The sequence below is a fragment of the Croceicoccus esteveae genome, assembly GCF_031846435.1.
Lineage (GTDB): Bacteria > Pseudomonadota > Alphaproteobacteria > Sphingomonadales > Sphingomonadaceae > Croceicoccus > Croceicoccus esteveae.
This window is the reverse complement of sequence record NZ_JAVRHS010000001.1, coordinates 76,848-88,791: the sequence shown is the minus strand read 5'-3', so window position 1 is coordinate 88,791 and position 11,944 is coordinate 76,848. Positions and strand designations below refer to the sequence as shown.

Here is an 11,944-nt window from a genome sequence, read left to right as displayed (position 1 = left end):
CCGCAACCAGCAGAAACGCTGCTGCGGGATCATGCGCGGTCTTGCCGCATCGGGTGCACGCTGGCAAAGCGCAGGCATGACCAGCGACAGTTCCCCGCCCTCCATTGGCCAAGCACAAGCCATGCTTTCCAAAACCTTCGACCCCGCCGCAATCGAGGCGCGCTGGTACGCGCATTGGGAGGCGAACGGCCGGTTCCGTCCCGACCGTCCCGATGCGCAGCCCTTCACCATCGTCAATCCGCCGCCCAATGTGACGGGTTCGCTCCACATCGGCCATGCGCTCGACAATACGTTGCAGGATATCATCATCCGCTACGAACGGCTGCGCGGGAAGGATGCGTTGTGGGTGGTCGGCACCGATCATGCCGGCATCGCGACGCAGATGGTCGTGGAACGCCAGATGGCCGAACGGGGCGAAAAACGCACCGACATGACGCCCAAGGAATTCGCGGAACGCGTGTGGGAATGGAAAGCCGAAAGCGGCGGCACCATCACCGGGCAGTTGCGGCGGCTGGGCTGTTCCATGGACTGGAGCCGGGAGCAGTTCACCATGGACCCGCACTTCAGCAAGGCGGTGACCAAGGTGTTCGTCGACCTGTACAATGAAGGTCTGATCTACCGGGACAAGCGGCTGGTCAACTGGGATCCGGCGCTGAAAACCGCCATTTCCGACCTTGAAGTCGAGACGCGGGACGTTGCCGGGCATTTCTGGACGTTCCGCTATCCGCTGGCCGATGGAGTGACGCTGGACGACGGGGGCGATTTCATCGAGATTGCCACGACGCGCCCTGAAACCATGCTTGCCGACATGGCGGTGGCCGTGCATCCTGACGATCCGCGATATACAAGCGTGATTGGCAAAGAGGTCGTGCTGCCGATTACCGGACGGCGCATTCCGATTGTGCCCGATCAACATGCCGATCCGGAACTGGGTTCTGGCGCGGTCAAGATCACGCCCGGGCATGATTTCAACGATTTCGAGGTGGGCAAGCGGGCGGGCATCGAACCTGCCGACATGTTGAACATGCTGAATGAGGAAGCGCGGGTCTGTCAGACGCTGGACGGCCGAATACCGGACGAGCTGATCGGGCTGGATCGGTTCGATGCGCGCCGCCGTGTGGTTGCGATGATGGACGAGTTGGGCCTGCTGGCAGGCGTGGAGGAACGCACCATCGCTACGCCGTTCGGCGACCGTGGCGGCGTGGTGATCGAACCGTGGCTGACCGACCAATGGTATGTCGATGCAAAGAAGCTTGCCGCGCCCGCCATCGAAGCGGTGAAGAGCGGCGCCATCGAGATCATTCCGAAAAGCTGGGAGAAAACATTCTTCAACTGGATGGAGAATATCCAGCCCTGGTGCATATCCCGCCAGCTGTGGTGGGGGCATCAGGTGCCGGTCTGGTATGGGCCGCGTCTTGATGGTCAAGGACATTTGCAGGTTGGCGACATCATTCAAGCCGCAGCACCGCAGGGGGAACTTGTTGCCACAAAGCGAACGAGAATGGATGACCAGCCGCTTGTCGGAGCAACGAAAACGGAAATATTGAGTTTGGCGCGGACCTATTATCCCGCCGAATACGAAATCGCGTTTGCTGACGAGCCTAGTCAGCGAAGCGACAATAAAACGATTTATTTGCGTCAAGATCCCGACGTCCTCGACACCTGGTTTTCCTCCGCGCTCTGGCCCTTCGCCACGCTTGGCTGGCCCGATGAGGATGCGCCGCTTTACGACAAGCATTATCCCAACGATCTGCTGATTTCCGGCTTCGACATCCTGTTCTTCTGGGATGCGCGCATGGCGATGATGGGCAGGAAGCTGACCGGGCAGAACCCGTGGAAGCGGCTCTATCTCCACGGGCTGGTCCGCGCCGCCGACGGGCAGAAGATGTCGAAGTCGAAAGGCAATGTCGTCGATCCGCTCGTCCTGATCGACAGGTTCGGCGCGGACGCGCTGCGCTTCTTCATGGCCGCGATGGAAAGCCAGGGTCGCGACGTGAAGATGGACGAGCGCCGCGTCGAAGGCTATCGCAATTTCGCCACCAAGCTGTGGAATGCGACCCGTTTCTGCCAAACGAACGGCATCGGCGCATCGCAGACCCTGACCGCACCCACTGCGCAATCGGCCGTCAATCGCTGGATCATTGGTGAGGTGGTCGAAACGCTTGCGCAGCTTGACCGCGCCCTTGCCGATCTGCGCTTCGATGCCGCTGCCAATGCCATTTACCATTTTGCATGGGACCGGTTCTGCGACTGGTATCTGGAGCTGATCAAGCCTGCGTCTGGCGGCAGGATCGATGCCGAGACGCGTGATGTCGCAGGCTGGGTGCTGGACCAGATCCTTGTCATGCTGCACCCGTTCATGCCCTTCATCACCGAAGAACTCTGGCATGCACAGGGTGCGCGTGAGGCGGATCTGATCGTGGCACACTGGCCTGAGCCGCAGGCAGCAGTGGCCGCGGATGCAAAGAACGAGGTTGATTGGCTCATCGCGCTGACTACCGGGTTGCGCGGGGCAAAGAATGACCTTGGCCTCCCGCCCGGCGCAATGCTGACCGCTTTTCTGGAGCATCCCTCGCCCGTTGCGGCACGTATTCTGGCACAAGATGCCGGTGCGGTCGAACGTGTCGCACGTCTTTCAAATGTCGAATTCCGCTCTGCGCCCGCAGGGGCTGCGATGCAGGTCATTGCAGGAGAGGACGTGCTGGTCATTCCCTTGGAAGGGGTGATCGACATCGCAGCGGAACGGGCACGGCTTCAAAAAGCGCATGCCACAAGCGAGAAGGAAGCCGCCGCTCTTGCCAAACGGCTGGACAACCCGTCCTTTGTTGAAAAGGCCCGGCCGGAGGCGGTGGACAAGGCGCGGGCGGATCACGCGCATCATCTTGCGGAGGCAGAGCGTCTGACACAAGCGTTGGCGCGGCTGGGCTGACACCATGCTGACGCTTGCCACGATCAGGCCGGGCGAGCCCGAGATCTTTGCGTCACTCCAGGGGGAAGGCCCGTCAGTTGGTCGGCCCAGCGTGTTTATCCGCCTGTCCCGCTGCAATCTTGCCTGCGTGTGGTGCGACACGGCCTATACCTGGCACTTTGCCGGCGATGAACGGCCACATCGCGATGGCGTTGTTTACGAGCGCGCCGGCAACCAGATGCAGATGCACGAAGAGGATGCAGCGGCACGTATTCTGGCGCTTGGCTCGGACAGGCTTGTGCTGACGGGAGGCGAACCGCTGTTGCAAGCACCCGCTGTTGCCCGGTTGCTGGTCCTGCTGCGGCGGGATCGTCCGAACTTCCATCTTGAGGTTGAAACCAACGGCACGATTGCAGCACCAGCCATGCTCGATCCGCTGATCGACCAGTTCAATGTCAGCCCCAAGCTTTCGCACAGCGGCAATGCGCCGGGCCTCGCGCTGAACCCGGAACGGCTGCGCACCTATGCCGATGATCCGCGTGCCTTCTTCAAATTCGTTGTGGCTGACCTACAGGATGCAGAGGCCGCTCTGGCCTTGCAACGTGACTATTCGATTGCGTCGGATCGCCTGTTTCTGATGCCGGAGGGTACCGACAGTTCCACACTGCTCCAGCGCATGCAGTGGCTGGCACCGTTCTGCCAGCAACATGGCATAAGATTGAGCGACCGCCAGCACATCCATCTCTTCGGAGACACACGCGGTACCTGATCACATCAGCGGCTTTGCGCCCTCCACCGCTGCACGATGCGCTCCACTGCATCGGCTTCCCCGCCAGTTTCGTTCCACAATTCAGCAAAGCTGGGATCAGCGGACGCCGGACGCCGATCCTCTTCAAGATTGTCGAAGGTAAGCCGCATGGGGATTGCGCTTCCTTCGCCGCAGACGATGCATTCCCGGTTGCGCAACGCGGGCACCGACGCGAGCAAACCGCGCGCTCCTTCCGGCATGGCGGCTTTCACGAAGTTTTGATCACGCTCATTGTTCAGCCGCATCGACAGGATGGTTCCGCATTGCGACAGCACACCTTCGGCAAGGTCGGAGGGGCGCTGCGTGATGAGGCCCAGCGAAATACCATATTTGCGCCCCTCCTTGGCAATGCGGGACAGAATGTTGGCTACGGCCGAACCGTGCTCGCTGTCATTGCCCGGAATGTAACGATGCGCCTCCTCGCAGACCAGAAGAATAGGGCGGGTGCGTTCGTCCCTGCCCCAGACCGCAAAATCGAAGACAAGCCGGGATAATATGGCAACGACAGTCCTGGTCGTTTCGGACGGCACGCCCGAAACATCGATGATGGAAATGGGCCGGCCATCGCCAGGCATGCGAAACATCCGCTGCAGGAACGCGGCCATGCTGTCTGCCACCAGCATCCCGGAAAACATGAACTGGTAGCGTGGATCGGATTTCAGCTCATCGAGCTTGCCTTTGACGCGCATGTACGGGGCAGTGTTCGTCGCCTTGTCCAACTTCCCCATCTGCGCCACAATTGCTTTCGAGAGATCCGAAAGAAGGTAGGGAATGGGCGAATCCACGGTCAGCTTGTCCATCTGCTCCGCAAGCCGGTTCCTTGAGCGCGCTTCCAACAGGCATCTGGCCAGAATGTCCATGTCTGCCTGCCGGTCCGCCCCATCGCTGGTGAGCAACATTTCGCAATGCTCTTCGAAATTCATGAGCCAGTAAGGCATCCGCAGGTTGGTCACATCGAGCAGTTCACCGTTACCGGCAAAAGCCGCGGAATATTCACCGTGCGGGTCAATCATCACGATATGACCATCAGGCGCCATGTCGCAGATCCGATGCAGGATCAGTGCAGCACTGGTCGATTTCCCGGTTCCTGTAGAACCCAGGAGAGCGAAATGTTTGCCGAGCAGCGCATCAACATAGAGGCTTGCCCGGATGCTGCCAGTCGGATAGACCCTGCCGATCGATATGGTGGCACGACCATCGCTGGCATACACCTGCTCCAGGTCGGCGGTTGAAGCGGCAAAGACCTTGGCTCCGGGCGCCGGATAACGGCTGATGCCACGACGAAAGCTACTGATGCGGCCATCACCCTGCTCATCCATTCCTTCGCCCAGAAAATCTATCTCTGCCATGATGGTGTCGCACGCATCAGCGCTGCGTTGCGTGCGCACCGAAGCAAGCAGCCACATGTTGCCGACCTGCACCTTTACCTGGCTGCCAACGAGCCCTGCAAGCTGCACCGACTGATCCTCGCTTGCAGCACATGCCCTTAAGCGGTGCAGGACCAGCGACACCTGGGCAGAAGAGCCCGCCACATCTCGAACCGCTCCGATCGCTGCGCCGTGCTCGCACACACCTGCGCCGCCTGCAGGGTTATCGCTCGCGTAGAAATCCTGCGCTGCCACGTCGATCGCCAGACCTGGAACTGGCGCCTCTGCCACACCTTGCGCAATCCTGTCCGCCATCGCCGCTTCAATCCTTGTCACACTTGCGGCAACCCTGTTTCCACACCAGCGTGGAGAGCCGCAGCAGCGTCGCTTTGATCATCAGCCCATTTGACCCACGGATGGTTAAGAATGGCCTAACCCAGGTGCGTCCTGTCTGCGCTATCTGGAGGCAAACAGACGGCCAGCACTCCAGCCCATGAAAACCGACAGCGCAACCGCTGCCAAGCCGTACCAGAACGCCTGCTGGATCGAGAACAGTTCGACGGCCCGTTCAAACCCGCGCTTCACGACTTCCACCTCGCTCGTGGCAGAAGCGACAACACGGCCATCGTCGATAGCAAAGGTTTCGGCGGTGTAATTGCCGGTCGTTACACTCGACGGCAGCGCAATCCGTGCCTGATACAACACGCCTTCACTGATCGTGACGGCGCTCTCGTCCTGCCGGTAAAGCCCGGACGCCACACGTTTTTCCACAAGTCCGGTGGCGAACTGATCCTGCTGCTGCGGATCGATGGCACCAATCGGTGACAATTGCAGCCATTCCAGGCCGAGCTCGTAAATCGCGGCCGTCTTGGCATCTACAATCTGCGAAACCGGACGGGAGGATGCCAGCGCGTAAAAGGCAGGTGCGGAGCGAAAGCTGGTGCTTTCGGCATTAACCCACATGCCCAGCTTCTTGCGCTTTTCACGAAGGGTGATCGCTTCCAGCGGCCCTTTCAGCACGACGACGATGTCATACGCCCTTCCGGTACCAACCCGCGTGCCATCCGGCTCCAGAATAGCTCCGTAAAGCAGCAGATCCGCTCCTGTAAAACCCTGCCGCACGACCACCTCATGCTGCGAGATTTCTGGCACCAGGATCGGTTCGCGCGCAGCGGCCGCCACGCTGAGGATCGACAGTCCGGTGAGAAAGCGCAGCAATATGCGACCCGGCACGATCATAGCGGCACCACGGTGAATATCTCGTCCGGTCGAAAGGTCAGTCCGACCGCCATGCGGGCCGCTACTGCCAGAACCAGCCCTGCCAGGACGAGCCGAAGCACTTCGGGACGTGCGTTGGACGCAAATCGCGTACCGACCTGCGCACCCGACACCGACCCGACGAGCAGCAGCGCTGCCAGTACGACGTCGACCGCCCGCGTGGTCAGCGCATGCATCATCGTCGTGGCCATGGTGACGAACAGAATCTGGAACAATGATGTACCGACCACGACCTGTGCACTCATCCCGAGGATGAAGAGCATCGCCGGCACCAGCAGGAACCCGCCACCGATGCCCATCAACATGGTCAGCACGCCGACGGCCACGCCCAGCAGCAAGGGTGCCAGCGGCGAAATGTAAAGTCCGGAGCGATAGAACCTCCATCGCAGCGGCAGGCTTGCAACCAGCGGATGATGGCGCCGCTTGCTCGGCGGCTTGCCAAACCTTGCCAGTCGGCCCGAGAATACCTGCGGCACCGCCTCCCGCGCCATAATGATGCCCACGCTGCCCAAGACGACGACATAGAGGATGTTGATGGCGACATCGATCTGACCGAGCGCCGAAAGCAGATTGAACAGGACCGCGCCAATGCCGGTACCGACCACCCCGCCGACCACCATCACGCCGCCGATCTGATAATCGATGCCGCCGCGCCGGGCGTGAGCAAAGGCACCTGATACACTGGCCCCGGTAACCTGGCTTGCAGCAGAAGCAGCCGCAACGGTTGGCGGAACGCCGTAGAAGATGAGGAGTGGCGTGGTCAGGAACCCGCCACCGACTCCAAACAATCCCGACAGCAGTCCCGTCAAGGCACCGAGCAGGACAATGACCAGCCCGTTGACCGCTAGATTTGCAATCGGAAGATAAACGTCCATCGCCGCACGCCAGTGATTTCCCGCTCAGCCGCGGTCCGGCCCGCTATGCACGATTGCCTCTGCGGTGTCTGCAACAGTTAGGTCTGATATGGTGCAGATGCCAGTAGTCAGAAACCTGCTGCGACCGTGAACACCGGCCCCGACCCGGGCTGCGCGTCACCTGCGACACGCTGGCGATAATCAAGGCTGGCGCGCGCGTAGACGCCTTTGCCGACTGGCGCGACAGCCGAAACGGTCGGCCCCACATCGATCCGCCCGGCACCTTTTTGAACGCCCCCCCACATGCCTGCGCCCGCGGTGACGGAAATCCTGTCGTTCAAACGGACCATGTCCCGGATCGCGCGCAACTGGCCATCTGCAAAGGCAGTGCTGAAACTGCCGCCAACGTAGCCAGCCTGCGCATAGCTTTCGGCAGTAAAGCCATAGGGCAAGCGGATCGGCGCAGGATTGGCCACCGCAATCACAGCAGGGCGCACCTTGGTGTCGCCCGAAAAGCGGCCGACCCGCACTTCTCCGAGCAGTTCGAGCGGCAAGGATACGAACGGTCTGATACTGGCGCCGCCAGCAATTTCGGCTTGCGACGATCCATCAAGCTCACTGGTGAGCCGCGCATAGATGCGGGGTCGGTAGCGGCTCTGCTGCGCCAGATCATAGCGGATGATAGCGCCTGCCTGACTGCCACCATAAGCAGCGGCGCCGATGGCTGCTGCATCGGCGCCGCTGCCACGCACCAGCACCCATCCATCGCCGGTCCAGCGCGAGCTTGCCTGCTGGCGTGGATCGACCGCAGAGGCATAGAGCGGCACCGGACGCATTGCGCCTGAGCCTGAACCTGCCGGCTGAGCGGGGCTTTCGCTCGACGCTGAAAGTGCGGCAAAGTCCGTTGTTGCACGCGTGACTACAGTATTCGGCGCCTGACCGGCTCTCGACCGGCTGCGACGATCCGAACCCGCCGTGACGCTCGCGAGGCGCGCATTCACAGGCCGCGTCGGCGCTGAGTGCCTGAGCCAGGCAGGCGCGTCATCGCCGGCCACCACATCACGCATTCCAGATAAACTGTCCCCAAGCTGCCGCAAGCCCAGCCTGATCACCTCGGCGCCGGTTGCATCAGCAGCATCGCCTTGCGCAATGCCAGTCTGCATCCCGCCCCGCATTCCTTCTAACGCAAGACTGCTTTGCGCATCGAACGGCCCGGCACCCGGCGCGACGATCCGCGTCACGACCCACACGCCGAGCACTCCGGCAAGAGCGGCCACCGGCGCGCCGCGCATGCGTGCTTTGCTCATGGCTTGACCTCGCTTGGGTGGTAGTCGTGTTCAGTCTTCTCCCACTGCGCAGGTTTACCGAACAGCGTTCCGATGTACCGGAATAGCGCCCGACGGGCCGCGATTATGGCGATGATATTCGCCAGCGGAATACGCAGCACCGCTGTAACACCCTCCAGCACGCCATATTCGTGCGACACCATCGCAAAGCGGACCAGAGCGCGCCACACAAACGCGATTGTCGTGATAACCAGCATCCAGACAATCACGGGCGGCAACGGGGCCTGCTGGTGCCAGCCTGCCCATTGTGCCACTGCCAGCACCAGGGACAACAGCAGCACCATATAGGCAACCGCAAGCACCACTGCGACCAGCGGGCCGCGCCTGTCACGCATGCGCATCCAGAGTTCGGCCGGGTGCATGCTCCACCCCAGCCTGTCCCACCCGTCAAAGGCAATGCCCTGCAACCAGCGCGCCTTCTGCCGTACCGCTGCATCGAGCCGGTGGGGAAATGGCGACCGGGTAGCAATCAGCGATCCGTCGGCGGCCCGCACGCGCAGGAACCTTCCGCCACGCCCGGGGCCGTTGCGATTCGCCCGGCCAATCGTCATGCCAAGTTCGTAATCCTCTGTCATGGCATCGGGAGTGAACGGCTCGCCCCCCGCCTGACCATCGCGGGCCAGCACCAGCCGGTCGAGCGCATTACGGTCAAAGGCGCACCCGACACCTGCCGCCGGAATGCCTGCCTGCAACCTGTCCCGCACCACCATTTCGCGGGCATGCGCTTCTGTAAACTCGTCGGTGTAATGGCCCGCGATCCAGGTGCTGCGTGCCTGCGGCTCGGGCCGGACAGGCAATTGCACGAAATCTGCGGTATCCAACCCACGATCGATGAGGCTGAGCCCTTGCGGATGGACCATGTCCTCTGCATCCTGCAGAATGACAGCACGGAAGCGGAAGCGTTCTGCTTCCTCATCCCTGCGCATCGCGCGGAAGATCGCGTTCAGGCAATCACCCTTCGTCGTGGGGCCATTGCGCCCATTCACGACCAGGCGAACGCGGGTGTCTCCTGCTGCTGCCAGGCGAACGGCCCGCGCTGTCTCGGGGTCATTGCGGTAGACGCCGACATATACGCGCAATTGCGCATGCGGCCATGCAGCAAGGGTATGGCGCACCATCGGACCAATTACCCGCGCCTCCCGCCAGGTCGGCACGAACAATGCGATCGGCGCTGCCAATTGCGGAGACAATGGCTCGAACAGGCGCGGGGTCTGCGCCTTACCGGTCAAACGCAACACAAGCCACGCTGCGTCGAGCGCGAGTTCGTCAATTGCACCGATGACAAACCAGAAGCCAGCAAACAGCAGCAGCTCCACCCGAATCAGATCGAGTGCCGCAAACAGGGCGGATGCCCCCCCATCAGCAAATCCCATCCCCTGAAACTCCCACGACGATCGCCCCATCAATCGCCTTGACTGTGTCATATGGAGATTGTGCACATCTTGCAACTCATGCAGAATTCGCAGAAGGGGTGCGCCATGATCGTATACGAACCCTGCCGCCCTGGCGCCTGTGACTTTGCGGCAGGGCGCTTTGCTGCCTGCCGCGCTGCTCATGAAGGTGGATCTATGCTGCCAGCGGGAGAAGCCGCGTGGTAAGGGAGTCCGCCGCGGTGCTTAACCAGACCCTGAAAAAGTTCTTCGACAACGAAGCGGCGTCAGGCATCCTGCTGATCGGTGTTGCCGTATTGGCGATGATTGTCGCAAACTCACCTCTGGCTTACGAATATCACGCTTTGTTTCACAACACATTGCTGTGGACACCAATCGCCAAGCTCGACAATCTGCACATGTGGATAAACGACGCGCTGATGGTGATTTTCTTCTTCGTTGTCGGGTTGGAGATCAAGCGCGAAGTCGCCGATGGCTCGCTTGCCGACCCCGAAGCCAGGCGCTTGCCGATCATTGCCGCAATTGCCGGCATGGCAGCGCCCGCCGCAGTGTTCCTGCTTGTCATCGCAGGAGAGGGCGCAACCAATCTCAGCGACGGCTGGGCCATTCCTGCCGCGACCGATATCGCCTTTGCCATGGGCGTGCTGGGGCTGTTGGGCAATCGCGTGCCATCGTCGCTGCGCATCTTTTTGCTTACCGTTGCCATTGTCGATGACATTGGCGCAGTCGCGATCATCGCCCTTTTCTACACCGCCAATCTGAAACTGGGCTGGCTTGTTGCTTCCATGCTCGTGCTTGGCGTGATGATTGCCTTCAACCGGTTTCGGGTCGACCGCTGGTGGGCGTATGCCATCTTCTCAGTGATATTGTGGTTCTGCGTGCTCAATTCCGGGGTGCATGCGACAATTGCTGGCGTGCTGGCTGCATTCACCATTCCGATGCGTCTGGATTACAAGGGTGACAGTCTGCTGCTGCGGTTCGAACACACTCTGCTGCCCTGGAACGCTTATCTGGTGGTGCCGCTGTTCGGCTTTGCCAATGCCGGGGTGGCTCTCGCCGGCATCGGTCTTGCCGGCGTCATTGCTCCATTGCCGCTGGGGATTGCAGCGGGACTGATATTCGGCAAGCAGATCGGGATCTTCAGCGCGGTTGCCATTGCCGATCGGCTTGGCATCGTGAAAAGACCGCAAGGGGCAAGCTGGATACAATTGTGGGGGACAGCCGTGCTGTGCGGCATCGGCTTTACCATGAGCCTGTTCATTGCCGCGCTGGCGTTCCCCCGTTATCCGATCCTGATCGAGGAGGCCAAGATCGGCGTGCTGATAGGGTCGCTGATATCCGCAGTGCTTGGCTATACCATCCTGCGGCTGGCATCCAATCGCGACACCAGCCTGTCAGGCACCGCCAGTGCGGTTTGATACAATCGTGCTGGCCACTTGCAGGAAGGCAGCGCTGTAACGCGGATCTGTGCCTGATCCAGTGCGTGATTACGAGCTGCCGATCTGCCTACATCCGGTCTACCAGCTGCCAGCCTACCAGTTGCCGGTATTCGGCATGCTTGCCCATGGCTCCTGTGGTGCGAGTTGCCCGTCCTGCAGCAGTTCGATGGAAATGCCGTCCGGTGTGCGCACGAACGCCATGCGCCCGTCGCGCGGCGGGCGAAGAATGGGATGGCCGGCTGCCTGCAGCGACTCGCAGGCAGCATAGATGTCCTTTACCTGGAAGGCGATATGGCCAAAGTTGCGGCCGCCGTCATATTCCTCGGCAGCAGCGCCATCGCTTGCCGGCCAATTGTACGTCAGTTCAACTTCGGCGATGCCCTCCTGCCCCGGCGCGGCAAGGAAGATCAGGGTAAATCGCCCCGCTTCATTGTCGAAACGGCGCACCTCCTTGACGTCGAACAATTCAAAAAAAGCGATGGTCGCTTGCGGATCGGCAACGCGGATCATGGTGTGCAGGAATTTGGTCATGGTCCCGACAATAGTCTCTTGT

Annotated in this window: 9 protein-coding genes; 3 read left to right on the top strand and 6 right to left on the bottom strand. The window is 61.1% G+C overall.

Going from position 1 to position 11,944, the window contains the following annotated elements; all coding sequences use genetic code 11:
- The first annotated feature begins 76 nt into the window (after window positions 1-76).
- Both RM533_RS00400 and RM533_RS00395 read left to right on the top strand, forming a co-directional pair.
- Window positions 77-2,929 carry a valine--tRNA ligase gene (locus tag RM533_RS00400; RefSeq protein ID WP_311339212.1) on the top strand — a complete coding sequence of 951 codons (2,853 nt, stop codon included), beginning with the start codon at window positions 77-79 and terminating at the stop codon, window positions 2,927-2,929.
- A gap of 4 nt (window positions 2,930-2,933) precedes the next feature.
- On the top strand, window positions 2,934-3,677 hold the full coding sequence (locus tag RM533_RS00395) for a 7-carboxy-7-deazaguanine synthase QueE (RefSeq protein ID WP_311339211.1): 744 nt from the start codon (window positions 2,934-2,936) through the stop codon (window positions 3,675-3,677).
- 5 nt (window positions 3,678-3,682) lie between these two features.
- Here the strand turns inward: RM533_RS00395 and RM533_RS00390 are convergent, their stop codons facing one another.
- The 5 genes from RM533_RS00390 to RM533_RS00370 form a co-directional block, all read right to left on the bottom strand.
- The gene (locus tag RM533_RS00390; RefSeq protein WP_311339677.1) at window positions 3,683-5,398 is read right to left on the bottom strand and encodes an ATP-binding protein; all 1,716 of its coding nucleotides are present in this window, start codon (window positions 5,396-5,398) and stop codon (window positions 3,683-3,685) included.
- Window positions 5,399-5,539: 141 nt separating this feature from the next.
- A complete protein-coding gene (locus RM533_RS00385) occupies window positions 5,540-6,322 on the bottom strand; it encodes a TIGR02186 family protein (protein WP_311339210.1) in 783 nt (260 codons plus the stop codon).
- Window positions 6,319-7,236, bottom strand: coding sequence for a sulfite exporter TauE/SafE family protein (locus RM533_RS00380; RefSeq protein ID WP_311339209.1), 918 nt, complete (start codon window positions 7,234-7,236; stop codon window positions 6,319-6,321). Before RM533_RS00380 ends, RM533_RS00385 begins: the two co-directional genes overlap by 4 nt.
- 107 nt (window positions 7,237-7,343) lie before the next feature.
- Complete coding sequence (locus tag RM533_RS00375) at window positions 7,344-8,522, bottom strand: hypothetical protein (RefSeq protein ID WP_311339208.1); 1,179 nt, start codon at window positions 8,520-8,522, stop codon at window positions 7,344-7,346.
- A complete protein-coding gene (locus tag RM533_RS00370) occupies window positions 8,519-9,985 on the bottom strand; it encodes a glycosyl transferase family protein (RefSeq protein ID WP_311339207.1) in 1,467 nt (488 codons plus the stop codon). Before RM533_RS00370 ends, RM533_RS00375 begins: the two co-directional genes overlap by 4 nt.
- 167 nt (window positions 9,986-10,152) lie before the next feature.
- Here RM533_RS00370 and nhaA point away from each other — a divergent pair, with 167 nt between their 5' ends.
- Window positions 10,153-11,370: a Na+/H+ antiporter NhaA gene (gene nhaA / locus RM533_RS00365; RefSeq protein ID WP_311339206.1), complete on the top strand. Its 1,218-nt coding sequence runs from the start codon at window positions 10,153-10,155 to the stop codon at window positions 11,368-11,370.
- A gap of 114 nt (window positions 11,371-11,484) precedes the next feature.
- Here nhaA and RM533_RS00360 read toward each other — a convergent pair whose 3' ends face one another.
- Complete coding sequence (locus RM533_RS00360) at window positions 11,485-11,922, bottom strand: VOC family protein (protein ID WP_311339676.1); 438 nt, start codon at window positions 11,920-11,922, stop codon at window positions 11,485-11,487.
- Window positions 11,923-11,944: the final 22 nt, after the last annotated feature.